27 protein-coding genes are annotated in these 26,266 nt (G+C 66.0%); 13 read left to right on the top strand and 14 right to left on the bottom strand.

Translation table 11 applies throughout. The features are described 5' to 3' along the window. Positions 1 to 3: 3 nt before the first annotated feature. Both tal and tkt read right to left on the bottom strand, forming a co-directional pair. A complete protein-coding gene (gene tal / locus AC1DRE_RS00785; protein ID WP_476982905.1) occupies positions 4 to 1,119 on the bottom strand; it encodes a transaldolase in 1,116 nt (371 codons plus the stop codon). Between the two features lie 24 nt (positions 1,120 to 1,143). Next, on the bottom strand, positions 1,144 to 3,261 hold the full coding sequence (gene tkt, locus AC1DRE_RS00780) for a transketolase (protein ID WP_476983320.1): 2,118 nt from the start codon (positions 3,259 to 3,261) through the stop codon (positions 1,144 to 1,146). A gap of 437 nt (positions 3,262 to 3,698) precedes the next feature. Here tkt and AC1DRE_RS00775 point away from each other — a divergent pair, with 437 nt between their 5' ends. After that, complete coding sequence (locus tag AC1DRE_RS00775) at positions 3,699 to 4,658, top strand: heme o synthase (RefSeq protein WP_364126596.1); 960 nt, start codon at positions 3,699 to 3,701, stop codon at positions 4,656 to 4,658. A 300-nt stretch (positions 4,659 to 4,958) separates the two neighbouring features. On the opposite strand, the gene AC1DRE_RS00770 is transcribed toward AC1DRE_RS00775, so the two are convergent. From AC1DRE_RS00770 to AC1DRE_RS00760, 3 genes are read right to left on the bottom strand one after another with little or no spacing between them, the layout of a single operon-like run. Beyond that, complete coding sequence (locus AC1DRE_RS00770; protein WP_476982904.1) at positions 4,959 to 5,903, bottom strand: COX15/CtaA family protein; 945 nt, start codon at positions 5,901 to 5,903, stop codon at positions 4,959 to 4,961. 7 nt (positions 5,904 to 5,910) lie between these two features. Further along, complete coding sequence (locus AC1DRE_RS00765) at positions 5,911 to 6,669, bottom strand: ABC transporter permease (RefSeq protein WP_476982903.1); 759 nt, start codon at positions 6,667 to 6,669, stop codon at positions 5,911 to 5,913. After that, on the bottom strand, positions 6,666 to 7,634 hold the full coding sequence (locus AC1DRE_RS00760) for an ABC transporter ATP-binding protein (RefSeq protein ID WP_476982902.1): 969 nt from the start codon (positions 7,632 to 7,634) through the stop codon (positions 6,666 to 6,668). Before AC1DRE_RS00760 ends, AC1DRE_RS00765 begins: the two co-directional genes overlap by 4 nt. A 114-nt stretch (positions 7,635 to 7,748) precedes the next feature. On the opposite strand from AC1DRE_RS00760, the gene AC1DRE_RS00755 reads away from it, so the two are divergent. The 6 genes from AC1DRE_RS00755 to AC1DRE_RS00730 all read left to right on the top strand — a co-directional run bounded on the left by AC1DRE_RS00755 (position 7,749) and on the right by AC1DRE_RS00730 (position 12,976). Continuing rightward, on the top strand, positions 7,749 to 8,594 hold the full coding sequence (locus AC1DRE_RS00755) for a helix-turn-helix transcriptional regulator (RefSeq protein WP_476982901.1): 846 nt from the start codon (positions 7,749 to 7,751) through the stop codon (positions 8,592 to 8,594). Next, positions 8,594 to 10,057 carry a Fe-S cluster assembly protein SufB gene (gene sufB, locus AC1DRE_RS00750; RefSeq protein ID WP_104174199.1) on the top strand — a complete coding sequence of 488 codons (1,464 nt, stop codon included), beginning with the start codon at positions 8,594 to 8,596 and terminating at the stop codon, positions 10,055 to 10,057. Before AC1DRE_RS00755 ends, sufB begins: the two co-directional genes overlap by 1 nt. Then, the gene (gene sufD, locus AC1DRE_RS00745; RefSeq protein WP_476982900.1) at positions 10,057 to 11,343 is read left to right on the top strand and encodes a Fe-S cluster assembly protein SufD; all 1,287 of its coding nucleotides are present in this window, start codon (positions 10,057 to 10,059) and stop codon (positions 11,341 to 11,343) included. Before sufB ends, sufD begins: the two co-directional genes overlap by 1 nt. Before the next feature lie 33 nt (positions 11,344 to 11,376). Further along, on the top strand, positions 11,377 to 11,736 hold the full coding sequence (locus AC1DRE_RS00740; RefSeq protein WP_476982899.1) for a non-heme iron oxygenase ferredoxin subunit: 360 nt from the start codon (positions 11,377 to 11,379) through the stop codon (positions 11,734 to 11,736). 96 nt (positions 11,737 to 11,832) lie between these two features. After that, entirely contained in the window at positions 11,833 to 12,630 is a 798-nt protein-coding gene (gene sufC / locus AC1DRE_RS00735; RefSeq protein WP_104174202.1) for a Fe-S cluster assembly ATPase SufC, read from the top strand. Between the two features lie 13 nt (positions 12,631 to 12,643). Continuing rightward, positions 12,644 to 12,976: a metal-sulfur cluster assembly factor gene (locus tag AC1DRE_RS00730; RefSeq protein ID WP_011691953.1), complete on the top strand. Its 333-nt coding sequence runs from the start codon at positions 12,644 to 12,646 to the stop codon at positions 12,974 to 12,976. 154 nt (positions 12,977 to 13,130) lie between these two features. On the opposite strand, the gene ypfJ is transcribed toward AC1DRE_RS00730, so the two are convergent. Then, positions 13,131 to 14,012, bottom strand: a complete 882-nt coding sequence (gene ypfJ / locus AC1DRE_RS00725) for a KPN_02809 family neutral zinc metallopeptidase (RefSeq protein WP_476982898.1) — start codon at positions 14,010 to 14,012, stop codon at positions 13,131 to 13,133. 61 nt (positions 14,013 to 14,073) lie between these two features. Here ypfJ and AC1DRE_RS00720 point away from each other — a divergent pair, with 61 nt between their 5' ends. Both AC1DRE_RS00720 and AC1DRE_RS00715 read left to right on the top strand, forming a co-directional pair. After that, positions 14,074 to 15,513, top strand: coding sequence for a class I adenylate-forming enzyme family protein (locus AC1DRE_RS00720; RefSeq protein WP_476982897.1), 1,440 nt, complete (start codon positions 14,074 to 14,076; stop codon positions 15,511 to 15,513). A 4-nt stretch (positions 15,514 to 15,517) separates the two neighbouring features. Next, the gene (locus AC1DRE_RS00715) at positions 15,518 to 16,753 is read left to right on the top strand and encodes a thiolase family protein (RefSeq protein WP_476983319.1); all 1,236 of its coding nucleotides are present in this window, start codon (positions 15,518 to 15,520) and stop codon (positions 16,751 to 16,753) included. On the opposite strand, the gene AC1DRE_RS00710 is transcribed toward AC1DRE_RS00715, so the two are convergent. From AC1DRE_RS00710 to AC1DRE_RS00700, 3 genes are read right to left on the bottom strand one after another with little or no spacing between them, the layout of a single operon-like run. Continuing rightward, positions 16,750 to 17,400, bottom strand: a complete 651-nt coding sequence (locus AC1DRE_RS00710; protein WP_476982896.1) for an energy-coupling factor transporter transmembrane component T family protein — start codon at positions 17,398 to 17,400, stop codon at positions 16,750 to 16,752. The two genes, AC1DRE_RS00715 and AC1DRE_RS00710, sit on opposite strands and share 4 nt — an antisense overlap. Continuing rightward, positions 17,397 to 18,149, bottom strand: a complete 753-nt coding sequence (locus AC1DRE_RS00705) for an energy-coupling factor ABC transporter ATP-binding protein (protein WP_476982895.1) — start codon at positions 18,147 to 18,149, stop codon at positions 17,397 to 17,399. The genes AC1DRE_RS00710 and AC1DRE_RS00705 overlap by 4 nt, the downstream gene beginning before the upstream one ends. A gap of 1 nt (position 18,150) precedes the next feature. Continuing rightward, a complete protein-coding gene (locus AC1DRE_RS00700; protein ID WP_476982894.1) occupies positions 18,151 to 18,825 on the bottom strand; it encodes a biotin transporter BioY in 675 nt (224 codons plus the stop codon). Positions 18,826 to 19,141: 316 nt separating this feature from the next. On the opposite strand from AC1DRE_RS00700, the gene AC1DRE_RS00695 reads away from it, so the two are divergent. Next, complete coding sequence (locus AC1DRE_RS00695) at positions 19,142 to 20,740, top strand: ABC-F family ATP-binding cassette domain-containing protein (protein ID WP_104174208.1); 1,599 nt, start codon at positions 19,142 to 19,144, stop codon at positions 20,738 to 20,740. 46 nt (positions 20,741 to 20,786) lie between these two features. On the opposite strand, the gene AC1DRE_RS00690 is transcribed toward AC1DRE_RS00695, so the two are convergent. Genes AC1DRE_RS00690 through AC1DRE_RS00680 form a run of 3 tightly spaced genes read right to left on the bottom strand, consistent with a single transcriptional unit; the run spans position 20,787 to position 22,354 of the window. Beyond that, positions 20,787 to 21,653, bottom strand: a complete 867-nt coding sequence (locus tag AC1DRE_RS00690) for an SURF1 family cytochrome oxidase biogenesis protein (RefSeq protein WP_476982893.1) — start codon at positions 21,651 to 21,653, stop codon at positions 20,787 to 20,789. Next, complete coding sequence (locus AC1DRE_RS00685; RefSeq protein WP_476982892.1) at positions 21,654 to 21,914, bottom strand: hypothetical protein; 261 nt, start codon at positions 21,912 to 21,914, stop codon at positions 21,654 to 21,656. Continuing rightward, positions 21,911 to 22,354, bottom strand: coding sequence for a DUF3099 domain-containing protein (locus AC1DRE_RS00680; protein ID WP_476982891.1), 444 nt, complete (start codon positions 22,352 to 22,354; stop codon positions 21,911 to 21,913). The genes AC1DRE_RS00685 and AC1DRE_RS00680 overlap by 4 nt, the downstream gene beginning before the upstream one ends. A 140-nt stretch (positions 22,355 to 22,494) precedes the next feature. Between AC1DRE_RS00680 and AC1DRE_RS00675 the strand changes: the two genes are divergently transcribed. After that, a complete protein-coding gene (locus tag AC1DRE_RS00675; RefSeq protein WP_307047115.1) occupies positions 22,495 to 23,220 on the top strand; it encodes a beta-ketoacyl-ACP reductase in 726 nt (241 codons plus the stop codon). A gap of 152 nt (positions 23,221 to 23,372) precedes the next feature. Next, positions 23,373 to 23,789: an Hsp20/alpha crystallin family protein gene (locus tag AC1DRE_RS00670; RefSeq protein WP_476982890.1), complete on the top strand. Its 417-nt coding sequence runs from the start codon at positions 23,373 to 23,375 to the stop codon at positions 23,787 to 23,789. Positions 23,790 to 23,855: 66 nt separating this feature from the next. On the opposite strand, the gene AC1DRE_RS00665 is transcribed toward AC1DRE_RS00670, so the two are convergent. Continuing rightward, positions 23,856 to 24,233: a DUF5655 domain-containing protein gene (locus AC1DRE_RS00665; RefSeq protein ID WP_476982889.1), complete on the bottom strand. Its 378-nt coding sequence runs from the start codon at positions 24,231 to 24,233 to the stop codon at positions 23,856 to 23,858. 238 nt (positions 24,234 to 24,471) lie between these two features. On the opposite strand from AC1DRE_RS00665, the gene AC1DRE_RS00660 reads away from it, so the two are divergent. After that, on the top strand, positions 24,472 to 25,233 hold the full coding sequence (locus tag AC1DRE_RS00660; RefSeq protein WP_104174215.1) for an SDR family oxidoreductase: 762 nt from the start codon (positions 24,472 to 24,474) through the stop codon (positions 25,231 to 25,233). A 102-nt stretch (positions 25,234 to 25,335) separates the two neighbouring features. Here AC1DRE_RS00660 and serB read toward each other — a convergent pair whose 3' ends face one another. Continuing rightward, positions 25,336 to 26,229, bottom strand: coding sequence for a phosphoserine phosphatase SerB (serB, locus tag AC1DRE_RS00655; protein ID WP_476982888.1), 894 nt, complete (start codon positions 26,227 to 26,229; stop codon positions 25,336 to 25,338). Positions 26,230 to 26,266 lie beyond the last annotated feature (37 nt).

Here is a 26,266-nt window from a genome sequence, read left to right as displayed (position 1 = left end):
GGGTTAGGAAGCCTTCCGTGCAGAGGCCAGGGCGCCTTCGACGTCACCCAGCAGTTCCTTCCAGCTGGCCACAAACTTGTCCAGGCCCTCGGACTCAAGCAGGGCCACGACGTCGTTGTAGGAAACGCCGAGCGCCTCCAGGGCGTCCAGGGTGGCGTTGGCCTCGGCGTAGGTGCCGGTGATGGTGTCGCCCGTGACGGTGCCGTGGTCAAACGTGGCGTCCAGGGTCTTCTCCGGCATGGTGTTGACCACACCGGGTGCGACGAGTTCGGTGACGTAGAGGGTGTCCGGGTAGGCCGGGTCCTTCACACCGGTGGAGGCCCACAACGGTCGCTGCGGAAGCGCGCCGGCTTCGGCGAGCAGTGCCCAGCGTTCGGTCGAGAAGAGCTCCTCGTAGACCTGGTAGGCCAGGCGGGCGTTGGCCAGACCGGCCTTGCCCTTGAGTGCCTTGGCTTCGTCGGTGCCGATGGCGTCGAGGCGCTTGTCGATTTCGGCATCCACGCGGGAGACGAAGAAGGACGCGACGGAGTGGATCTTGGACAGATCGTGGCCGTTGCCCTTGGCCTGCTCCAGGCCGGACTGGAAGGCGTTGATCACGGCGCGGTAGCGTTCCAGCGAGAAGATCAGGGTCACGTTGACGCTGATGCCCTCGGCCAGGGTCGCCGTGATGGCGTCGAGGCCCTCAAGGGTGGCCGGGATTTTGATCAGGACGTTGTCCTTGGCGACCTTCTTGTACAGGTGCTTCGCTTCGGCGATGGTGCCGGCGGTGTCCCAGGCGAGGCGGGGGTCCACCTCGATGGAAACGCGGCCGTCAACACCCTTGGACGCCGCGGCGACGGGGGCGAACAGGTCGCAGGCGTCAGCGACGTCAGTGGTGGTGATTTCGAAGACGGTCTCTTCAACGGTGGCACCGGCTGCTGCCTGGGCTGCGATGACGGCGTCGTAGTCGTGGCCGGTGGTGATGGCGGCGTGGAAGATGGACGGGTTGGTGGTGACACCAACAACGTTCTTCTCTTCGATGAGCTTGCGCAGCGTGCCGGTTTCGAGGCGGCCGCGGGAAAGGTCATCGAGCCAGATCGAGACGCCGGCGTCGGAGAGCTGCTGTGTGGGAGTAGTCATTTTTTGTATCTCCTGGAATCGGGTTCAGGCCTGCAGGCCAGCGAGGGAGTCTTTGGCGGCGGCGGCGACAGCCTCCGCGGTGATGCCGAACTCCTGGAAAAGGCGCTTGTAGTCAGCGGAAGCGCCGTAGTGCTCGAGGCTGATGGAACGGCCGGCGTCGCCGACGAATTCCCTCCAGCCCAGGGCCAGCCCGGCTTCGACGGATACCCGGGCCTTGACGGCGGCGGGGAGCACGGACTCGCGGTAGGCGCCGTCCTGCTTGTTGAACCACTCGACACACGGCATGGAGACAACGCGGGCGGCGATGCCTTCGGCCTGGAGGGCTTCGCGGGCCTGGACGGCCAGCTGGACCTCGGAGCCGGTGCCTATCAGGATGACGTCGGCCGGCACGGTCGCACCGTCCTTGGACGCTTCGGCCAGGACGTAGCCGCCCTTCGCGACGCCGGCAACGGAACCGAACGTGTCGCCGTCGGCTTCGCTTTCACCGCGGGCGTAGGTGGGGATGTTCTGGCGCGTCAGCACGATGCCGGCCGGGTTCTCGTGGTTCTCCAGCATGGTCTTCCATGCCACAGCGACCTCGTTGGCGTCGCCGGGGCGGACAACGTCAAGGCCCACGATGGCGCGCAGGGAGGCCAGCTGTTCCACCGGCTGGTGGGTGGGGCCGTCTTCGCCCAGGCCGATGGAGTCGTGCGTCCACACATACAGCGACGGGACACCCATCAGGGCGCCGAGCCGGATCGCCGGACGCTGGTAGTCGGAGAAGATCAGGAACGTGCCGGAGAATGCCCGGGTGTTCCCGTGCAGGGCGATGCCGTTCACGATCGAGGCGGCGGCGTGCTCACGGATACCGAAGTGCAGCACCCGGCCGTAGGGGTTGCCGGACCAGGCGTCGGTCTGCTTGGAGGCAGGCACAAACGACGGGGAGCCTTCGATGGTGGTGTTGTTGGACTCGGCGAGGTCAGCTGAACCGCCCCAGAGTTCGGGCATGACCGGGCCCAGCGCGTTGAGGACCTTGCCGGAGGCGGCGCGGGTGGAGACGTCCTTGCCGGCGGGGAAGACCGGCAGCGCCGTGTCCAGGCCCTCGGGCAGTTCGCGTGCTTCGACGCGCTGCAGGAGTTCAGCGGCCTCCGGGTTGGCTGCCTGCCAGGCGTTGAAGGACTCTTCCCATTCCTTGCGGGCCGCGGCACCGCGGTCAACCACGGAGCGGGCGTGGGCCAGGACGTCCTGGTCAACGTCGAAGGACTTGGCGGGATCGAAGCCGAGCACGTTCTTCAGTGCTGCGACTTCCTCGGCGCCCAGGGCCGAGCCGTGGATCTTGCCGGTGTTCTGCTTCTTCGGCGCCGGGTAGCCGATGATGGTCCGCAGCGAAATGATCGAGGGCTTGGACGTCTCGGCCTTGGCCGCGAGGAGTGCGGAATACAGCTCCTGCACGTCTTCGACGTATTCGCCGGTCTTGGTCCAGTCCACGCGCTGGGTGTGCCAGCCGTACGCCTCGTAGCGCTTGAGGACGTCCTCGGTGAAGGAGATGTCGGTGTCGTCCTCGATGGAGATGTGGTTCTCGTCGTAGACCACTACGAGGTTGCCCAGTTCCTGGTGGCCGGCCAGCGAGGAAGCCTCAGCCGTGACGCCTTCCTGCAGGTCGCCGTCGGAGGCGATGACCCAGATGGTGTGGTCGAACGGGGACTCGCCGGCGGGAGCATCGGCGTCGAACAGGCCGCGCATCCGACGCTGGGAGTACGCGAACCCGACCGAGGACGCCAGGCCCTGGCCCAGCGGGCCGGTGGTGATTTCCACACCGGCGGTGTGCTTGTACTCCGGGTGTCCCGGAGTCAGCGAACCCCAGGTCCGCAGCGCCTCAAGGTCCTTCAGTTCCAGGCCGTAACCGGACAGGAACAGCTGGATGTACAGCGTCAGGGACGTGTGGCCCGGGGAGAGGATGAACCGGTCACGGCCGATCCAGTCAGGATTCCGAGGGTCATGGCGCATCAGCTTCTGGAAGAGAAGGTACGCAGCCGGGGCGAGGCTCATCGCGGTGCCCGGGTGGCCGTTCCCGACCTTCTCGACCGAATCCGCGGCCAAAACACGCACCGTGTCAACGGCGCGCTGGTCCAAACTGGTCCATGACAGTTCTTGCTCTTCCAAATGTGGCACGAAAACCGGGCCCCTCTCTGTGCTGACGGCAGGTGGTACGGACAGGCCGCAGCGGAGGCGCGCTTAATGGCGCCGCTGCGGTGTGTACCAGCCGTTCACCATTGAAACGTTGATCTATCATTCAGTCGCGTCTGAGAATCCGGGAATGCGCATTCCATGGGCATTCCTTGCGTGCTGATCTGCAGATAGCTTAGCCCCATTCCAAGGGCTGGTCAGCGTATATCTCACTAAGTGGACTGAATTTTCTTATATGAATCACCGAGTCGTGCGGCTGCTGTGAGGATCGGTTAACCTGCCGGAATTGTGGAGGCTTTGGCGGCCGGAGAGCCACGGTATGATATTCGGAGGCCACCGCCGGAGGGAGCGGGCCCGCTTTGGGCCCCCGCCGCTGCGAGAACCAGCCGGACTGAACAGCCAGACAGAACAGAGTGACTGCCACCGTGAGCACAACAGATACGCCGCTGAACGCCTCCCGGCTCCCCGGAAAGATTGGGATAGCCCGCAAAGCCAAGGCGTACCTTGCCCTCACGAAACCGCGGGTCATTGAGCTCCTCCTCGTGAGCACGTTGCCCACCATGATTTACGCCGAACGCGGATTCCCCTCCATCGGGCTGATCCTGGCAACCCTCGTCGGCGGAGCCTTCGCCGCGGGCAGTGCCGGCGCGTTCAACTGCTACATAGACCGTGACATCGACAAGCTGATGCACCGCACGGAAAAGCGCCCCCTCGTCACCGGCGAGGTCACCCCGCGCGAGGCCCTCGTGTTCTCCTGGCTGCTGGGTGCCGCCGCCATCGCCATCCTCTGGTTCGGCGCGAACCCGCTGTCGGCGTGGCTTGGCCTCGGCGCCATCGTCTTTTACGTGGTCATCTACACCATGATCCTTAAGCGCCGCACGGCGCAGAACATCGTCTGGGGCGGAGCGGCAGGATGCTTCCCCGTACTGATCGCCTGGGCCGCCGTCACCAACACCGTGGAATGGCCGGCCATCGTGCTGTTCATGGTGATCTTCCTGTGGACCCCGCCGCACTACTGGCCGCTGTCCATGCGCTACGGCGAAGACTACCGGAATGCCAACGTGCCGATGCTGGGCGCGATCGCCGGTGCGAAGGTAGTTTCCGTACAGGTTGTTCTCTACGCCTGGGCCATGGTGGCGTGCTCGCTGCTGTTGGTACCCGCCGGCGGAGCTGGCTGGGTCTACACCGCCACCGCCGTCCTGGCCGGCGCCTGGTTCCTGTACGAATCGCATGCCCTCTACAACCGGGCCCAGGGTGGCGACGTCTCCAACAAGGGTGCCATGAAGGTCTTCCACGGCTCCATCAGCTATCTGACCCTGCTCTTCATCGCGCTGGCGGTCGATCCCTTCGTGGGGTCGGCAGTGATGGGCTAACCCAGCCGCACCGCGGCAAGCCCCTCAGGACGCTCTCTCACTATTTGCGGCAAAAACGGCAACGCTCTCTCACCTCTCGCAGCTTTTCCGGAAATGCTCCTTCACACTGTGAAGGAGCATTTCGTTTTGGCCCGCAGGATCTGAGAGAGCGTCGGTGGAAAGCCCGCAGGATCTGAGAGAGCGTCGGCAGTGCAAAGACATGCACCCCGGTCCTCGCGGGCCGGGGTGCATGTCTCGGGCTGTATTACTTGACGGAACCAGTCCTACTTAGCGGCCAACGTCCTCCGTCACCGCCTCGTCCTACCTGACGGGGCTGAACCGTGCGACGTCGGCGGCGTTCGTGGCAGCGCTCATCAGCAGCGCGGCGCCCAGCATGTGGGCACCCACCAGGAGTGCGGGAATGCCGTTGTAGTACTGCGTGAAGCCAATGGCGGCCTGGAGCAGCGTGACTGCCAGCAGCAACAGGACCGCGGTGCGGAACGGGCCCCTGATCCGGTACCGGAACACGAGGAACACGCCGAAAAGGGCGCCGGCCGTTACGAGGTAGGCGGGCACGGCGTGGATGTGGGAGAAGAGGTCCCAGTCCAGTCCGTTCCTGGGGGCGTCGGCGTCGCCCGCGTGCGGGCCGGCCCCGGTAACCACGACGCCGAGCGTCACGGCCAGGGCGGAAAAGAGTGCGACGGCGGCCATCACCGGCCGTGCGGCGCCCGGCAGGGCAGGAAGAACGACGGCGGGGAACCTGCCAGTTCTGCCGTAGGCCCGGTTCACCAGCAGGGTCGCAAACACGACGAGGGCCATCGATACCAGGAAATGGAGTCCCACGACCCAGGGATTGAGCTGGGTGAGTACCGTAATGCCGCCGATGACGGCCTGCGCCGGGATGCTCGCGAGCAGGCCCAGCGCCAGGAGGAAGAGGTCCCTGCGCTCCTTGCGGAGGTTCCACAGGTAGACCAGCATGAGTGCCGCAATGGCCGCCAGGGCAAACGTCAGGAGCCGGTTTCCGAACTCGATGAAGCCGTGGATGCCCATTTCGGGAGTGTTGACCAGGGAGACATCCGTGCAGCGGGGCCAGGTGGGGCACCCGAGTCCGGACGCGGTGAGGCGGACGGCCCCGCCGGTCACCACAAGCACCGTCTGACCGATGAGCGACAGGACGGCCAGCCGGCGAACGGTCGCATCAACCGTTACGGGCAGCTTGGACGTCATCCGTCCGAGAATCTGGGGGAGGCGCGATGCCGTACTCACGGTTTTCTCAATTCCACTTGAACCAACGGATGGCTGCTGCGCCGGCGAATGCCGTCCAGAGCAGCAGGATAAGGGTGGCGCCCCCATTGAAGGTGCCTGCGAGGAAGGCGTCCCGGAGGGCCTCGCCCAGCGCCCCGGAGGGCAGGAAGTGGACCAGTTCCCGGGCCGGCCCGGGCAGCCGCTCTGCAGGGATCACGATGCCGCCAAGGGCCCCGAGCAGGATCCAGAGCAGGTTGGTGATGGCCAGGGTCGCTTCCGGACGGACCGTTCCCGCGACCAGGAGCCCCAGTGCAGTAAAGGCTGCCGCCCCCAAGACCAGGAGCACCAGCGCCGGAGCCCAGCCCGCCGTCGTCGGATGCCAGCCGAGAACGAAAGCCACCGCGGCGACCACCAGGACCTGGAGGAGCAGAACGGCAAGGACGGCCAGGATCTTGCCTGCGATCAGTCCGGTCCGGCCCAGGGGAGTGGTGGACAGGAAGCGCAGCACTCCGTAGCGGCGGTCGAAGCCGGTGGAGATGCCCTGGCCGGTAAAGGCGGTGGACATGGCGCACAGGGCCAGGATACCGGGCACGGCAACATCAACCCGGCTGCCACCGAGGCCGTCGAGCAGCGGGGTGACGGTCAGGCCGACCAGGGCCAGCAGGGGCAGGACGATGGCGAGGATGAGCTGTTCACCGTTCCGCAGCATCGTCAGGGCTTCGTATTTGCCCTGGAGCAGAATGCGGCGGAGCAACGGGGCGGGGGCGCTGCCGAGAACCCGGCTCATCGGATCTCCCTTCCCGAAATATCCAAAAATACGTCTTCCAGGCTCCGTGCCTCCAGGCTCATCGAGCCGGGCATAATACCGTGCGCGGCCCACCAGGCTGTCAGCGCGGCCAGGTCTTCCGGCGTCAGCGCTCCGGTAACGGCATAGCTCCCGGCACGCGCCTCCCGGACGTCGACGGCGGCCGGCAGGACGCCCGTGAAGTCAAGGCCCGGCCGCGACTCGAAGAGCAGTGTCCGGACATGTTCCTGGGCGGAGTCCGCGCTGATGTGCCGCTGCAGCAGCTGCGCCACCGTGCCTTCGGCGACGTTCCTGCCGGCGTCGATGATGTACACATAGTCGGCCAGCCGCTGGGCGTCGTCCATCAGATGGGTTGTCAGGACGATTCCCATGCCGGCGTCACGCAGTTCGGAAATCAGCTGGAACACCAGCTGCCGCGACTGCGGGTCCAGGCCCGCGCTGGGTTCGTCAAGGAACAACACCTCTGGGTTACCAGCCAGTGCTGCTGCAAGGGCCAGCCGCTGCCGCTGGCCGCCGGAGAGCCGCCGGACTGTGGTCCGGCTGAAGCTGTCAATCCCCAGGCGCTCGATCAGCTCATCGACCGGCCACGGATCCCGGTACATTCCGGCGATATGTTTGAGCAGGGGAATGGGGCGGGCCGACGGCGGAAGCCCGCCGTCCTGGAGCATGACGCCGACGCGGGAACGCAGTTCGGCGCCTGCGGTGTCCGGATCCTGGCCCAGCAACGAGACCGAACCCCCGGACCGCCGCTGGAGTCCCTGCGCGCATTCGATGGTGGTAGTCTTGCCGGCACCGTTGGCTCCCAGCAGGGCAGTGACCTGTCCGCGTTCGGCGGCGAGGGAGACTCCGCTGACCACCCGGAGCATCTTGCCGTCAAGGGAGGCGAGCGGGCCAACGTCCTTAATGAGTCCTGTGATGGACAGGACGGGGGAATCGGGAGATCGCACCAAAACATTCTACGCGATGTAGTACGCGCGGCCCCGCCCCGGATGTGACTGTAGGTCAGCCTCGCCTTACTGGTACGGGGGAGTAAATTACGACATGATTGTGTTGTGTATTCCATGAGCACTCGACTTTCTGCGCCCCGAACCGGGTCCGACGCGCCCGCTGGCGCCGCCGGTTCGTTCCGGCCGTCGACGCCGGCGCCGCACGTGGCCGCTGCTGACTCGGACGAGCGCACGCGGGACCGTGTCCTGAGCGCCGTGCTGGAGCACGGGCCGGTCAGCGCCGCGGAGCTCGGTGACCTGCTGGGCTTCACTCCCGCAGCCGTCCGCCGCCACCTGGACCACCTGTCGCGCAGCGGCGTGATCGAAGTCAAGCGTGTGGCAAGGGCCGGTGCTCGCGCGGGACGCCCGGCTCGGCGCTACGTCCTCAGCTCCCAGGGCCAGTCATCGCTTGGCGATGACTACCTTGATATTGCCGGCTTGGCCCTGCAGCGTCTTGGCGAGATCGCCGGACCCGACGCGGTCCGGGAGTTCGCCGTCGAGCGCTTTGCCGATATGGAACGCCGCTATGCGCCGGAGATCGACGCCGCCGGACCGGATATCACCGCACGGGCGCAGGCACTGTCCGCAGCGTTGAGCCGTGACGGGTTCGTGGCCTCCGCAGCCTCCATTGAAGCCAAAGCGCCGCTCCCGGCAGCGCTCTCCAGCGTCCAGCTGTGCCAAGGGCACTGCCCCATCCAGCAGCTGGCCACCAAGTTCCCCGTGTTCTGTGACGTCGAAACCGAGCTGTTCTCACGGCTCGTCGGCGTTGACGTGCGCAGGCTGTCCACGCTGGCACGCGGCGGTCACGTCTGCACCACCCACATACCTACAGGCCGTCCGGCCGCCAAGGGGCCCCACGGTCCCGGACACACCACGGACAGCCTGGGCGAAGTATCCAACCATCTGCAAGAAAGGCCGTGATGACGGACCAACTATCAGAGAACAAGGTTGCTGAAACTACTGTGATTTCGGAGATTCTGGAGAAGAATCCCGAGCTTCACGGTATTGGCACCTATGAATACGGCTGGGCCGACAAGAACGATGTCGGCGCCAACGCACGTCGTGGCATCAACGACGAAGTCGTCCGGGACATTTCGGCCAAGAAGAACGAGCCGGAATGGATGCTCGACCTTCGCCTCAAGGGCCTGAAGTACTTCGACCGCAAGCCCATGCCCACCTGGGGTGCAGACCTCTCCGGCATCGACTTCGACAACATCAAGTACTTCGTGCGTTCCACTGAGAAGCAGGCCGCTACCTGGGAAGACCTCCCCGAGGACATCCGGAACACGTACGAGAAGCTGGGCATCCCGGAAGCCGAGCGCAGCCGCCTGGTCTCCGGCGTCGCCGCGCAGTACGAATCCGAGGTTGTGTACCACCAGATCCGCGAGGACCTCGAAGCCCAGGGCGTCATCTTCCTGGACACCGACACCGCACTGCGCGAACACCCGGAGATCTTCCAGGAGTACTTCGGCACCATCATCCCGGTGGGCGACAACAAGTTCGCTTCGCTGAACACGGCCGTGTGGTCCGGTGGTTCCTTCGTGTACGTTCCCAAGGGCGTCCACGTGGATATTCCGCTGCAGGCCTACTTCCGCATTAACACGGAAAACATGGGCCAGTTCGAGCGCACGCTGATCATCGCCGACGAGGACTCCTACGTCCACTACATCGAAGGCTGCACGGCCCCGATCTACACCTCGGACTCGCTGCACTCCGCCGTTGTGGAGATCATCGTGAAGAAGGGCGCCCGCGTCCGCTACACGACCATCCAGAACTGGTCCACCAACGTGTACAACCTGGTCACCAAGCGCGCCATCTGCGAAGAGGGCGCCACCATGGAATGGATCGATGGCAACATCGGCTCCAAAGTCACCATGAAGTACCCGGCCGTCTACCTCGTGGGTGAGCACGCCAAGGGCGAAACCCTGTCCATCGCGTTCGCCGGCGAAGGCCAGCACCAGGACACGGGCTCCAAGATGGTGCACATCGCACCGAACACGAAGAGCTCCATCATTTCCAAGTCGGTTGCCCGCGGCGGCGGCCGTGCCGCCTACCGCGGCCTGGTCCAGGTCCGCGAAGGCGCCAAGCACTCGGCCAACACGGTCCGCTGTGACGCGCTGCTGGTGGATACCATCAGCCGTTCGGACACCTACCCGTACATCGACATCCGCGAGGATGACGTGGTCATGGGACACGAGGCGACTGTTTCGCGCGTCAGCGAAGAGCAGCTGTTCTACCTGATGTCCCGCGGCATGCGCGAAGACGAGGCCATGGCGATGATCGTCCGCGGCTTCATCGAGCCGATTGCCCGTGAACTGCCGATGGAATACGCCCTCGAGCTGAACCGACTGATTGAACTGCAGATGGAAGGATCGGTCGGTTAATGACTGACATCACTACTGAAAAGGCCCGCATCGGCGCGCCCTCAGCCCAGCCGTTCATCAACGGCTTCACCGAGGAAGGCGAAAGCCTTTCGCCCATCAACTCCGCCGGGTCCAAGTCCCCGCTCGCAGGAGAGGCCGTCAAGAGCCACTCCCATGGCGGCGGCGTCGGCATTCCGGACAGCTCACGCGCCGGGCGCCTGACCTCCTACAATCTGGCGGACTTCAAGCCGCTGACCGGCATGGAGGAGGACTGGCGGTTCACCCCGCTTAAGCGCCTGCGCGGACTCCACTCGGCTGTCCTCAACGGCACAGCTCCCGCCGTCAGCGTCACCGCACCGGACGCCGTCACGGTTGAAACCGTTGGCCGCGACGACAAGCGCATCGGCACCGCAGCCATCCCCGAGGACCGCGTGTCCGCCAACGCCTGGGAAAACTTCAGCGAGGCGACGGTCATCACCGTTCCTGCAGAGTTCGAGGCCGACGGCGAAATCAACGTTGTCCTGACCGGTCAGGGAACGGACGCGTCCGCGCAGCACCTCGTGATCGTTGCCCAGAAGTTCTCCAAGTCCGTAGTGGTCCTGGACCACCACGGCAGCGCGGTTGTTTCCGAGAACGTGGAAATCGTGGTTGAGGACGGCGCTGAACTGTCCGTCATCTCGCTCCAGGAATGGAACGACGACGCCGTGCACGCCTCGTCGCAGCAGGCCAAAATCGGCCGGGACGCCAAGTTCAAGCACATCGTGGTCAGCCTCGGCGGCGACCTGGTCCGCGTCACCCCGTCGGCACGGTTCACTGCCCCGGGCGGCGAAGTTGAAATGCTCGGCCTGTACTTCGCCGACGCCGGCCAGCACCTTGAGCAGCGCCTGTTCGTTGACCACGCAGTGGCCAACTGCAAGTCGAACGTCCTCTACAAGGGCGCACTCCAGGGCCGCAACGCCCACGCCGTCTGGGTTGGTGACGTCCTGATCCGCAAGGAGGCAGAGGGCACCGACAGCTACGAGGCGAACCGCAACCTGCTGCTCACCGACGGTGCACGGGCGGACTCCGTTCCGAACCTCGAAATCGAGACCGGCCTGATCAAGGGTGCCGGCCACGCCAGCGCCACCGGCCGCCTGGACGACGAGCACCTGTTCTACCTGATGGCGCGCGGTATTCCGGAAGACGTGGCTCGCCGCCTCGTGGTCCGTGGATTCCTGCACGAAATCATCCAGCACATCAAGGTGCCGGCCATCGAAGAGCGCCTCATCGCATCCGTTGAGCGCGAACTCGCGGCAACGAACAACTAGTGCGCAGCACGAGAAAACACAGGACTACAGCAGATGACTGACCAGCCAAAAGGCGAGCTTGTCTGCAACGCCAGCGAGATACAGCTCAAGCAGGCGCTGCGGATCCTGATCGATGACTACCCCGTAGCCATCGTGAAGGACTCCATGGGCGAAATCCACGCCATCGGTGACACGTGCTCGCACGCGGACATTTCACTCTCCGAAGGGGAGATCGAAGGCTGCAAGATCGAATGCTGGGGCCACGGCTCCCAGTTCGACCTCCGCAGCGGCCAGCCGCTCCAGTTGCCGGCCTATGACCCCGTTCCTGTTTTTGCCGTGGCCGTTCACGGCGACGACGTCTACGTGGACGTCACCAACATTGTGAACGGTGCCGAAGTCCCGAACTTCAGCTGACAGCGCTCAACGCCGTCCGCACCCCGCTTTAGAAAACTTTTCAGCCGAGAAACCGCACCGCCGCCGGAGGGCACGGTGCAGAGGAGAACAAGACACATGTCTACTCTTGAGATCAAGGACCTGCACGTCAGCATTGAGACGGAGCAGGGCACCAAGGAGATCCTTAAGGGCGTCAGCCTGACCATTAAGACCGGCCAGACCCACGCCATCATGGGCCCGAACGGTTCAGGCAAGTCCACCCTGGCGTCCACCATCGCCGGCCACCCGCGTTACAACGTCACCAGCGGTTCCATCACGCTGGACGGCGAAGACGTCCTGGCCATGAGCGTGGACGAGCGCGCCCGCGCCGGTGTGTTCCTGGCCATGCAGTACCCCGTTGAGGTTCCGGGCGTCTCCATGACCAACTTCCTGCGGACCGCCAAGACGGCCATCGACGGCGAAGCACCCAAGCTGCGCACCTGGACCAAGGACGTCAAGGCCGCCATGCAGCAGCTGCGCATCGACGCCGACTTCGCCCAGCGCAACGTCAACGAAGGCTTCTCCGGCGGCGAGAAGAAGCGCGTGGAGATCCTCCAGCTCGAGCTCTTCAAGCCGAAGTTCGCCATCCTGGACGAGACCGACTCCGGCCTCGACGTGGACGCACTCAAGGTTGTTTCCGAGGGCGTCAACCGCGCGCATGCCGAGGGCAAGATGGGCACGCTGCTCATCACGCACTACACCCGCATCCTGCGCTACATCAAGCCGGACTTCGTGCACGTGTTCGTTGACGGACAGGTTGTCGAAGAGGGCGGCCCGGAGCTGGCCGACCGTCTCGAAGAAGAAGGCTACGACCGTTACGCCACGGGCGCAGGTGCAGCCACCATCGCTGCGGCCAGCGCTGTGGCACAGGCCTAGTTAGGACACTGCCATGACCGAAATCAAAGCGGCCCGTACGGGCCTCGAAGATGTCGAAGAGGCACTCAAGGACGTCATTGACCCCGAGCTCGGAGTCAACATCGTTGACCTGGGCCTGCTCTACGGCCTGAAGTACTCGGACGACGACGGCGCCCTGCTGATCGACATGACGCTCACCACGGCGGCCTGCCCGCTCACGGACGTCATCGAAGAGCAGGTGGGCAAGGCCCTCGACGGCGTCGTGGACGACTGGCGGCTGAACTGGGTCTGGATGCCGCCATGGGGTCCGGAGCGGATCACCGAAGACGGACGCGACCAGATGCGGGCACTCGGCTTCAACATCTGAGCCCTGCCCGCCCGGTAGATAGACCTGGTTGATATACGACGGCGGCCGGTCACCTTCCCCAAGAAGGTGGCCGGCCGCCGTCGTACTTTCATCGATTGCTCCGAAGCTGCCGTTTTGGAGCGGCATAAGGGCAGTTACGCAGCAGCCGATGCAGCTACAGCGTGGAAGCGCTGAACGTGTCGCACTGGTTGATGTCGCCGGTCTGGTAGCCCTGGTAGAACCACTTCTGCCGCTGGGCGCTGGAGCCGTGGGTCCACGCCTCCGGTGAGACCCGGCCGGTGGCTGCTTCCTGGATGCGGTCGTCACCGACAGCCGATGCCGCGGACAGCGCATCGTTCAGGTCCTGCTGGGTGAGCGGTTCCAGATAGGGCTGACCGGTCTTGGGATCCTGCTGCGTTGTGGCGTACCTGACCCAGAGCCCGGCATAGCAGTCGGCCTGCAGCTCCACCCGGACGGCACCCGATTCAGGGCCCTGCGGGTCCTGCTGGGCCCGGTCAAGGTTGCCCAGGACGTTCTGGACGTGGTGGCCGAATTCATGCGCCACCACGTATTCCTGGGCCAGCGGGCCGCCGGAAGAGCCGAAGCGGTCCACCAGGTCCTGGAAGAAGCCCGGGTCGAAGTAGGCGGTGGTGTCGGCCGGGCAGTAGAAGGGCCCGACGTCGGAGGTTGCCCCGCCGCAGCCGGTATTGGTGGCCCGGCTGAAGATCACTGTCTTGGGGCGCGGATACTCCGTGTTGTACTGGGCCAGGTAGGCCGGCCAGAATGCATTGAGGCTGTTGACCGTTCCCGTGATGCGGCAGTCGAGGCGGGCGTCGGCGTCGGCTCCGCTCTGGCAGGCCGGTGCACTACCCTGGCTCTGCGGGTCCGGCCCTGCCCCCGTCAGGCCCTCCAGCAATTGCGGATTGACCCCAAACAGAGCTGCCAGCAGGAGGATGATTCCGCCCCCGATTCCGCCGCCGATCTTCGTCCCACGACCCATGCCACGCCGGTCCTGGACCTGGGACGGATCCAGCTCGACGTTGTCATTGAAACTCATATTGCCACGATAGCCGAACCGGATAGGCCGGGATCCGTGCGCGGCCGGTAAAGTTGATCCGATGCCTTTCCTCAACAGACTTCAACGCTGGGCCGATGACCGCCCCGACGACACTGCCGTCGTCGTGGCGGGCCGGCACCTCAGCTGGGCCGCCCTTCGGGATGCCGCCGCGGCCCGGGTTCCGGACGCCGGAGCAGTGACCGTACTCGCCGAGGCCAACTCCGTTGACTTCGCCGCGTCCTTCGCAGCTGCCGTGGCAGGGGACCGGCAATGCGCCGTCCTCGATCCCACCTGGCCAGGGCAGCTCAAGGCTGACATCGCGGTCCGGCTGGACGCCGCCGTCGTCACTCCGATCCCTGCGCAGCCGGACGTTACACCCGCCCAAGCCGGCCCGGCTGTACGCACGGAACTCCATGACGGGCGACCGGAAACTCCCTTCCTGATCGGCCTGACCTCCGGCACAACGTCCGTGCCCAAAGCGTTCACGAGGTCGAGGCGTTCGTGGCAGCTTTCCTTCGAGGCGTCCATCGAGTTCTTCGGACTGACGCAGCAGGACAAGACGCTCGCCCCGGGCCCGCTGGCGGCCAGCCTCAACCTGTACGCCCTCTCCGAGTGCCTGTATGCCGGCTCCGAGTTCCATACCCTGGAGTCGTTCGACGTCGGTGACGTGCATGCCGCCATCACGCATGACGGCATCACCCGGCTGGTCCTGGTCCCCACCATGCTGCGGCTGCTCAGCGAGCGGGGACTGGCCGGCTGCGTGGACGCGTCGGGCGTTACCTCCATCATTTGCGCCGGCTCCAAGCTGGATGCCCGCACCCTCGAGGCCGCCCGACGCTGGGCGCCCAAGGCCACCATCTTCGAGTACTACGGCGCGTCCGAACTGAGCTTCGTTTCCGGTGCGGGCCTGCGCGCCGGCAAACCGCTGGACACCGGCGGAACCGGCATCGGGAAACCCTTCCCCGGCGTGGACGTCCGGATCCTGGGCGACGACGGCGAACGGCTTCCCGACGGCACGGACGGCAACATCTGCGTCCGCAGCGGCATGGTCAGCAACGGCTATTTGTGGGGAGACGACGGGCAGGCGCTTCGCTGCTTCGACGGCTGGTACACGGTGGGGGACCAGGGGTACCTGCAGGACGGCGAGCTCCACATCCTGGGCCGCCGCTCCGACATGATCATCACAGCCGGCAAGAACGTCTATCCGCATGAGGTGGAGCTGGCCCTGGCCTCCGTCCCCGGCGTCGCGGCTGCCGTGGCTGCGGGCATGGCCGATGACGTCCGCGGCCAGCGGGTGGTGGCCGGCGTCGTCCCCTCCCACGGCGGCATCACGGCCACGCAGCTTAAGGCCGGGCTGGATGGTGTCCTGCCCAGGGACAAACGGCCTCTGCAGTATTTTGCCCTGGCGGAGCTGCCAGTGACCGACCGCGGGAAAGTCAGCCGGCAGCTGCTGCTGGACTGGGTTGAAACCGGCGACGCCAGGATCCGCCGTCTTGCCTGAGTCGCTGCCGGAGACGGTTCCTGGACACGCTGGCGTCCGCGCCGGTAACACGGCGCTGCCGCCTGACCGCCAGCCGGTGGTCATCGCGGCCCTGCGCACGCCCATCCGACGCGTCAACGGGGCGTTCAAGGAGCTCCGCGCGCACGAGCTCCTGGCCCCCGTCCTTCGGGGCCTCCTGGAAGGCACCGGCCTGCCGGCGGCGGCCGTGACGGACGTGGTGATCGGCAACGCCGTGGGAGGCGGAGGCAATGTTGCCCGCCTGGCCGCCCTGGAGGCCGGACTGCCGGTCAGCGTTCCCGGGGTCACCGTGGACAGGCAGTGCGGCTCCGGCCTCGACGCCATCGTGCTCGCCGCGAGGCTGGTGGCAGCCGGGGGAAACGGCGTGTACCTCGCCGGCGGGGTGGAAAGCATTAGCACGGCTCCCCTCCGCGCCACCAGGGCCGCCGACGGCAGCCCCGAATTCTTCCGCCGGGCGCAGTTCGTGCCGCTCAGCTACGGCGATCCGGACATGGGAACCGCGGCGGACACCGTCGCCGGGGCCTTCGGGATCAGCCGCGAGCGGCAGGACCGGTTCGCGTTGCAGAGCCACCGGCGGGCCCTGGCTGCAGCAGCATCCGGAACCTACGCGGGCGAAATCGTGCCGCTGCGGGCGGCGTCCGGGAACGTGGAGTCCGACGACGGTCCGCGGGCCAGCCTGACGGCCGCCCTGATGTCGCGGTTCCCGCCGGCGTTCACGGAGGGCGGTACTGTCACCGCCGGGAATTCCTGTTTCGATGCCGACGGCGCGTCCGCCGTCGTGATCACTTCATTGCAGCGGGCGCGGGAACTGGGGGCAGCCGACGGTTTCCTGGTGCGCGGCACCGACACGGCGGGAGTGGACCCGCGGGTTCTGGGCATGGGTGCCGCTGCTGCGGCGGAGCGGCTCCTGGCCGGGCACGGCATTCAGGCCGCGGACATCGACCTGGTGGAATTCAATGAGGCCTTCGCCTCCCAGACCCTCGCCTGCCTGGACGCCCTCGGCATTGACCCCGGGCGGGCAAACCTCGACGGCGGTGCGCTGGCCCTGGGCCACGCGTACGGCGCGTCCGGTGCTGTCCTGGTGACGCGGCTACTCGCCCAGGCGCGCAGGGACGGTGCGGCCGGACAGCTGGCACTGGCCATGATCAGCATTGCCGGCGGCATGGGAACCGCGGCCCTCTTCAGGTACGAACGTCTTGACCGGATGGCCGAAACGTCCTAACGGTCGCCCTGGCGCGGGTCGTCGTCATCGTCGGGTTCTCCCAGCCCGCGGGCAGCCAGGGCATCGCCGGTCTGGCGGGCGTAGGCCACCGTGGTGATGAAGACCGGCAGCACCAGTGCCCGCGGGTTCCGTTCCAGGCCGCGCGCCCGCGCCGCATCCCGCACCTCCGAGTATGCTCCGGCGATGAACGGAATGCTCCGGAGCATGATCGCGATAGTCAGGGCGAAGCGCTCGGGGTCCGCGCCGAAGCGCCGGAACGGCACTGCCAATGAGACGACGCCGTCGAGGAGCCGCTGCATCGGCGTGGTGGCCGTTAATATGGACGCCGCCACGACGCAGACCAGGATGTTAAGGACGATCCGCGCCGCAACAGGACCTCCCAGCTGCCACCACTGGAACAGGCCGATGGCAAGCAGCACCGGCAGGATGGGCCGGATGGCCTTGAACAGGCGCGCGGAACCGGCACCGCTGAGCAGGAACAGGGCACACATGATCCCCAGCACCGCCGCGGCGACCGCCCAGTCCACCACCAGGAACGATCCCATGCCGCAGCCCACCACCACCAGGAACTTCAGCCAGAGCGGAGCCCGGTGGACCGGTGACGTGCCGGGAACGAAGTTCACCAGCAGGAATGCCTGGCCGCTCACCTGACCTCCGGACGGTGCGGCGGCACGGTGGCGCTGACCGGCGGCAGGCCGGCAGCGGACAGCTCCCGGTAGTGTTCGACGGCGGCGGCAGCACCGCCGTCGAACACCACCWGTCCGGATTCCACCACCAGGACGCGGTCCATGTCACGGACCAGCTCCAGGTCGTGCGTGGACATGATGATCTGCTGGCTGAGGCCCGAGATGGTCCGCCGCAACAGTTCGCGGTTGCGCAGGTCCAGCAGCGTGGACGGCTCATCCAGGACCAGGACTGCAGGTTCGACGGCGAGGACGGCCGCCAGGGCCATCAGCTGCCGTTCGCCGCCCGAGAGCTCGTAGATGCTTTGGTCCGCCAGCGGCATCAGCCCGAAGCGGTTGAGGATCGCCTCGGCAGCCAACCGGCGCTCCCTTGTGTTCCGGACGGACCGTCGCAAGGACAGCTCCACATCCTCCCGGCCGGTGGGCATTACCAGCTGGGACAGGGGATCCGTGAAAACAAACCCGACCTTCCGGCGTACGGCACGCACCGACCTGGCGGTATCGTCGCCGTCCACGGTCACGGTTCCGTCACTCGGTGCCACGAGACCGTTGAGGAGCCGCAGGAGCGTGGACTTCCCGGACCCGTTGGCTCCGATGACGCCGATCCGCTGTTCCGTAAGATTCAGCGAGATGCCGCGCAGCAGTGTCTTGGGCTGCGGGCTGCCGTCCACCGCCACCCGGACCGCGACTCCGTCCAGAAGGATGCTGCCCATGCTAATTGGCTGCCTGGCCCGCTCCGGAGTTCCGGACGCCGGCGCGGCGGATCAGGAGATCCGGGAACGCCTTGTGCAGGGCGAGGGCGATGCTGACGGCCAGGATGTTCTTGATGATGTCGCCCGGGTAGTAGGCCAGGTCCAGGAGGAACGCCTTGGAAAGGTCCAGCTTGGCGTTAACCATCATGCCCAGCACGCCCAGGCCGTGGACCAGCACAATGCTCGTGGCCATGGCCGCGGCCACGAGGAACAGCCCCCGGTACTTCAAGGTGCGGCGGAGCACAATGGTGGTGAGCCAGCCGACAGCCAGGGCGGCGAGCGGAAAGGCGATGATGTAGCCGGCAGAGGGGCCGGCGAGGATTCCGAGCCCGCTCCTGCCGCCGCTGAAGATCGGCAGGCCGGCCAGCCCCAGCAGGGTGTACAGGCCGACGGCGGCAAACGCCCGGCCGGGACCCAGGGCAAGACCTGTCAGCATCACGGCGAGTGTCTGCAGGGTGATGGGGACGCCGAGCCCGCCCACGGGGATGGCCGCGATGAGCGCGGAGCCGGCCACCAGGGCGGCGAAGACGGCGATGAGGCCGAGATCCGTCGCGTTCCAGCGCTTCCGGCCGGGTTTACTGCCCGACTTAACGCCGGAGGCGGTCTGGCTGGTGACGCCACTGTCAGTCTTGGTCATGGGAGGTCCTGTCGGTTAGTGCAGATGCAATGCAACTGGGGATGGGGCAGCCTCCTGCGTGCAGGCGCTTCCCCTCCATTCCGACGATACGTCTCCGGCTGCGGCCATATTTTGTAGGGGATCCACTAACGGAGGGCGCCCGCTCTGGACAGGGTGCCCAAAAGATGACATCCGCGGGCCCCGGTGCCGAGGTAATCCGGGGGGAGTGGTGCCGGTAGACTGGTAGAGGCCGTTCTCTCGGCCACACTGCCCCGGCCCTGCCCAGACTCCATCCGTTGTGCCGCGGCGTTCCCTGTTGTGAAAGGCCTTAGCTGCATTGATTACCGTCCAGGATCTCGAACTGCGCGCCGGCGCCCGCCTCCTTATGGACCAGGTGAGCTTCCGGATCGACAAGGGAGACAAGATCGGCCTTGTCGGCCGTAACGGTGCAGGCAAGACCACGCTTACCCGGGTCCTCGCCGGCGAAGGCCTGCCTGCGGGCGGCAAGGTGACGCGCAGTGGCGAGATCGGCTACCTTCCCCAGGACCCCCGCACCCCGGACATGGAACAGCTCGCCCGCGACCGGATCCTCTCTGTCCGCGGACTGGACATCGCCGTCGGCAAGCTCCGGCTGGCCCACGAAGAGATGGCCAGCGAGGACGCCGCCGTCCAGCGCAAGGCGATGAACCGCTACGACCGGCTGGAATCCGAATTCCTGGCCGCCGGCGGCTACGCTGCCGAAGCCGAGGCCGCAGCGATCTGTTCGAACCTCGCCCTGCCGGACCGCCTGCTGAACCAGCCGCTCAAAACCCTGTCCGGTGGGCAGCGGCGCCGTGTGGAACTCGCCCGCATCCTCTACTCGGACGCGGAGACCATGCTCCTGGATGAGCCCACCAACCACCTCGACGCCGACTCCATCTCCTGGCTGCGCGAGTTCCTGAAGAACCACCAGGGCGGCCTGATCGTGATCAGCCACGACACGGAACTGCTCGAAGCCACTGTCAACAAGGTGTTCCTGCTGGATCCCAACCGCGCCCAGATCGACTTCTACAACATGGACTGGAAGCGCTACCTGCAGCAGCGCGAAACGGACGAACGCGCCCGCAAGCGGGAGCGCGCGAACGCGGAAAAGAAGGCCCAGGTCCTCTTCGACCAGGCCAACAAGATGCGCGCCAAAGCCACCAAGGCCGTCGCCGCGCAGAACATGGCCAAGCGCGCCGAGCGTCTGCTGGGCGGATTGGAAGCCGTGCGCGCCACCGACCGCGTGGCAGCCCTGCGCTTCCCGGATCCGTCACCCTGCGGCAAAACTCCGCTCACCGCGGACGGCCTCAGCAAGTCCTACGGCTCCCTGGAAATCTTCACCGACGTGGACCTGGCCATCGACCGCGGTTCCAAGGTGGTCATCCTGGGCCTCAACGGCGCCGGTAAGACCACCCTGCTGCGGATGCTGGCCGGCGTGGACAAGCCCGATACCGGTGAAGTGGTTGCCGGCCACGGGCTGAAGGTGGGCTACTACGCCCAGGAGCACGAGACGCTCGACGTGGACCGTTCCGTCCTGCAGAACATGCGCTCCTCCGCCCCGGACATGAATGATGCGGAAGTACGCAACATCCTGGGCTCGTTCCTGTTCTCCGGCGACGACGTCGACAAGCCCGCCGGTGTGCTTTCCGGCGGCGAGAAGACGCGCCTCGCCCTGGCCACAATCGTGGCCTCAAGCGCGAATGTGCTGCTCCTCGATGAGCCCACGAACAACCTCGACCCGGCCAGCCGCGCCGAAATCCTCGGGGCACTGAGTAACTACACCGGCGCGGTCGTGCTGGTGAGCCACGACGAGGGTGCCGTCGCGGCGCTGAACCCCGAGCGCGTCGTGCTGCTGCCCGATGGCATCGAAGACCACTGGAACGAAGACTACCTGGACCTGATTACGCTGGCGTAGGCCGTTTCGTAGCGGACGCAACTGACGACGCGAAACCCGACGAGCATCAGTACCCTTGGGCGTCCAGGATCGCGTCTTCCTCTTCTTCCGCCGTCGGCTGTTTCCGTTTCCGGGGAGCGGGGCGGCGGCGGTTCGCGGCCATGGCATACTCGGGCGCACTGTCCGCCGTGGCGTCCTGCGCGTCGATCTCCGCGTTCCTGGCCTGTTGCCGGGCCGCGTAGCCGAACCCGATGAACATCAGCACGCCGAAGGCGAACCACTGCAGCGAATAGGACAGGTGGGTTCCCTCTTCCACCGAAGGCTTCGGGAACGGGTACGGCATTGCGGCGGCGGCCGGCGATTCGGAGGCGAGCTGGCCGTAGGCGCCCGTCAGCACGGGATAGCCAAGCTGGGCGGCGTAGGCCGGGAGGTCGATGGAAGCAAGCTGTCCGTCCGGGGCGCCGCGCTGGAGTTCGGGTTCACCCGGTTTCAGGCGTACGATCACCGTGACGTCGCCCGAGGGCGGCTCAGGAACGGAATCGGGGCGGCCCGGGGTGTTGTTCCCGATCGGGAGCCAGCCGCGGTCCACCACAACCGCCTGTCCGGTGCTGAGCTTGAAGGGAACCACCACTTCGTAGCCCGGCTGCCCGTTGAGCGGGCGGTTGCGCACCACCCTCTGGCCGTCGACGTCGTAGCGGCCCTTCAACTCGACCTGGGTCCACTCCTTGTCTGCATCCAGCCGGGAAAACTGCTCCTCAGTTTCGGCGAACGGCAGGGGGGTGGCCGAGTAGTTGGACGTGACCCGGTTGATCTCCGCAAGCGTCTCGGCCCTGCGGTCCATCTGCCAGCGGCCCAGGAACACGCAGGCTGTGGCAAAGATCGCAGCCAGCAGCAGATAGCCCAGCCACTTGCTGGAAAACAGGAAGCGGTACATTCAGCTTTCCCTGCCTGACGCGGTTGCGAGGTCCAGCGGCACCGTTTCTTTCCAGAGGCCACGGGTCTGCAGGTAATCTTCCAGCCACAGCCGGTGCCCGTCGCAGGCGAGCCAGGTCTTGCGGCGTTCGGGCGTGTGGATCTTGGGGTTGTTCCACAGCAGCTGCCAGGCGGCACCGGACCGGCACGCCTTCCTGGAGCACATGGGCGCAGCCGCTTCGGCAGGCGCAGCGCCGCCTCCCGCCAGGTCAAAAATGTTCATGAAGCTGCCCGTTCCTGGCCGTCGTTATCGTCTTCGTCTTCGTCTTCGTCCTCAATGAGTTCGCCCTGGAGAACCGTTGGACCTTCGTCTTCTGCAGCTGCCGGTGCTTCCGGCGCTTCGAGCTCCGCCAGCGGGGCGGAATCGAGCAGGTAATCGCTGTGAATCTCCGCCTTGTCGCTCCCGTTGGCTATGACCACTGCAATCCAGGGCAGGAACACCGCACCGGCAATCGGGACAACCTTGAACCAGCCGTCAACGACGAACACCAGGATCAGGCAAACCATGCGGATTCCCATGGCCACGGCGTACTTGATCATCCGCACGCGCATCTCTTCCGAGTGGGCAGAGGCGGCATCCGTAATGCTGTGCACCTGGGCGTCACCGGAGACGGCGTCCGGTTCACCGGGCATCGAATGTCCGGGTCGTTTTGCAAGTGTCACGGCTGTTTGATCACGCTCCCAAGGCTTAATCCAATTCTCTCACCCTCAACAGTGCCGCCCAAACGCGGGCTAAGATCGGAGGCAGTAAAAATCCCGCCCCTCACCGCGGTACCCCATGCCGCAGAATCCCGGAGCAAACTATGACTGAAGCAGCATCAACCGGCCGCAGCGTTCTGATCACCGGCGGCAACCGAGGCATCGGACTGGCCATTGCCGAGGCCTTCCTCGCCAACGGCGACAAAGTCGCGGTGACGTACCGCAGCGAGTCGGCGCTTCCGGAAGGAATCCTTGGCGTCAAGGCCGATGTGACCGATGAGGCTTCCGTTGACGCTGCCTTTGCTGAGGTTGAAGCTGCGCACGGACCGGTGGAGGTCTTGGTGGCAAACGCCGGCATCACCAAGGACACACTGCTGATGCGCATGAGCGAAGACGATTTCACCTCTGTCATCGACACCAACCTGACCGGCGCCTTCCGCGTCATCAAGCGGGCCTCCAAAGGCATGATCCGCAAGCGCAAGGGCCGGGTTGTGCTGATTTCCTCGGTGTCCGGACTGTACGGCGCACCCGGCCAGATCAACTACTCCGCCTCCAAGGCCGGACTGGTGGGGATTGCCCGTTCGCTGACGCGCGAACTCGGCGGCCGCGGGATTACCGCCAACGTCGTGGCCCCGGGGTTCATCAACACGGACATGACGGCGGAACTGCCGGAGGCCACCCAGAAGGACTACCTGTCCAAGGTTCCCGCGGGCCGTTTCGCCGAAGCCGCGGAGGTGGCGAACGTGGTGCGCTGGATCTCCAGTGATGAGGCGTCCTACATCTCCGGCGCCGTCATTCCGGTCGACGGCGGTCTGGGCATGGGGCACTAGCCGCTCCCGTACTCCCTGCGCCCGTTCCAAGGTCCGCGCGCACGATGGGACCTTATGCCCATTACACCCCCAGCGGCCGGGTGTGTAATGGGCATACGGACCGGTCCACGCCACGGCCGGCCGCACCTGTGAGGCAAGACTAGGGAGCTATCATGGCCGATCTCAATAAATGGACGCCATCGGAGTTTCTGGAGCCGTTCCGGCGGTTCCTCGACGGGGACCTGACACAGTCGTCAATCCGTGTGGAACAGTTCTTCGACGGCAGCACCCTGGTGGTGCGTGCGGAACTGCCCGGCATTGATCCCGAGACGGACGTGGACGTCTCGGTGGCCGACGGTATGCTGCACCTCAAGGCGGAGCGCGAGGAAAAATCCGAGCATCAGGACAAGAGCGGCTACCGCTCGGAGTTCCGCTACGGCTCATTCTCGCGAAGTGTCTCCCTGCCGCCCGGAGCCCGCGAGGAAGACGTTACGGCCACGTACAAGGACGGTGTCCTGGAAGTGCGCGCGCCGGCACCTGAGCAGGCGCCAGCCACCGAGAAGCGCAAGATCCCGGTGAACCGCAGCTAGGGACGTTCGGAATCACCACCACAAACCTTGGTTCGGGCTGACGACGGAACCCGGTCCGCTCCGTCGTCAGCCCGCTTCCTTGCGTGCTTCCCCAAGCCAGCCGGCCACTTCGTCGTCGAGGTCGGCCATCGATCGCAACTCCAGGTGATGCATCCACACGCCCTTGGACGGGTTGACCACCTCCTTGAACCGTCCCGAAGCAAGCCGCCGGCGCAGCGCGATGGACAGGACAGCGGGAACGTCCGACTTGAGATACCGGGCGGGCCACCACATGTAGGCAAATGCCCGCCGCCCGCGGAATGCCACCTGGCTTTTGGTTGCCCGCACCGTCGACGGCGGGAACCCGGCCAGTATGCGCTCGACGCCCCGAAACAGTTCCAGCCCCTGCGGGGAACCGCTGAAGACCTCCTCCGGAATGGACTCCTCGGCAGCGCCCCGGCTCAAGGCACGGCTCCGGATGACTCGCCCCGCAGTTTCATGGCCGTGAGCCTACGCCGTGCAGCCCTGCCCAACAATGGCCGCTCCGCGAACCTGCGGCGCCGCTGGCCGACAGCGGCCCGACCGCCGGGAACTAGCCCGGGTCCGCTTCTTTGTCGACGTCAAACAACTGAATTCTTCCCCTGCGCTGGCATGATGGATGGCAGACCCACAGATTTTGGACGTTTGTAACAAAGGAGCTCGAATGGGATTGCTGGACAACAAGACCGCCATTGTGACCGGTTCGTCGAGGGGGATCGGCGCCGATGTTGCCAAGCTCCTCGCGGCCGAAGGTGCCGCCGTTGTGGTGAATTACCGCCAGAAGGCCCCGCGCGCCAACAAGGTTGTGGCCGAGATCGAGGCGGCCGGCGGCCGTGCGGCGGCGGTCGGCGCCGACCTCACCACGCAGGAAGGTGTCCAGGCCCTGGCCAGCGCGGCCATGGAGAACTTCGGCTCGCTCGACGTCCTGGTCCTGAACGCTTCCGGCGGCATGGAATCGGGCATGGAAGAGGGCTACGCCCTGAAGCTGAACCGCGATGCCCAGGTCAACATGCTCAATGCCGCCGTGCCGCTGATGCGTGAAGGCTCCCGCGTGGTGTTCATCACGAGTCACCAGGCCCACTTCATCGGCTCCGTTCCCACCATGCCGGAATATGAGCCTGTGGCACGCAGCAAGCGCGCCGGCGAGGACGCCCTGCGCGCCCTGATCCCGAACCTTGCGGACAAGGGAATCTCGCTCGTGGTGGTTTCCGGCGACATGATCGAAGGAACCGTTACGGCCACGCTGCTTGACCGGTCCAACCCGGGCGCCATCGAAGCCCGCCGCGCGGAGGCCGGCAAGCTGTATTCTGTTGCGGAATTCGCCGCGGAGATCGCCAAGATGGTCACGGCCGACGTCGAAACCGGCCACACCGAGTACGCCGGCGGTGCCGACTACTTCGGCAAGAGCGCCGGCCAGGCAGGCTGACGCTTCCGCACCACGATCCACAAAGAAAGGCCGGGCGACTGCCCGGCCTTTCCTTTGTGCTCTTTCATCAGGGCGCTGGCAATGCCAGCGCGTGCCTGTGCCTCAGACCCCGGCGATGTGCCGCACGGCATCCAGGTACGGCATATTGACGGCTGCGACCGCTGCCGCGCGAACGGCGGGCTTGGCGTTGAAGGCCACGCCGATCCCGGCGGCGCTGAGCATGTCAAGGTCATTGGCACCGTCGCCCACCGCGATGGTGTGCTCCATGGGGATACCTTCGGCAGCGGCCCACTCGCGGAGGTACTTCTCCTTCGCCGCACGGTCGATCACCGCACCGAGCACCTTGCCGGTCAGCGCGCCGTCGACAATTTCCAGCTCGTTGGCAATCCAGTAATCCATCCCGAGGTCCTCCGCGATGGGGCGCAGGATCTGGTTGAAACCGCCGGATACCACTGCCACGGCGTGGCCGGCAGCCTTGAACGCCGCCACAAGCTCCGCGGCGCCTTCACTGAGTTTCACCTCGGCCCGGACGGAATCGACCACGTCGGCCGGCAGCCCGGCGAGGACGGCCACCCGCGCATGGAGGCTCTGGGCGAAGTCGAGCTCGCCGCGCATGGCCGCCTCGGTAACGGCGGTGACCTCTTCCTTCTTCCCGGCATACGCGGCCAGGAGTTCAATGACTTCCTGCTGGATCAGCGTGGAATCCACGTCCATGATGAGGAACTTGCGGGGCGCCTGCCGCAGGGCCGCGGGAACGATCGCCGTGTCCATTCCGCTGAAGCCTGCTGCGGCCACATCCCGCCGCAGCGCGCCGATCTCGGCGGCGGTCCCGGATGCCACGGAGAAGTCCACCGTATACACCTCGAAACGCCCGTCGCCGGTGCGGGATTCGTTGGCGAAAGACGCACCTGACCCGGTCAGCAGGGAACGGAGGTGCTCCAGTTCCGCAGGGGACAATTTCACGCCGTAGCTGACCGCAGTCACGTTCGAACTCATGGCTGCAATCTTAGCCAGCGCCATCCCGCCGCTCGAA

Source organism: Arthrobacter sp. P4_H3, assembly GCF_056400885.1.
This window is presented reverse-complemented; position numbering and strand designations above follow the sequence as displayed.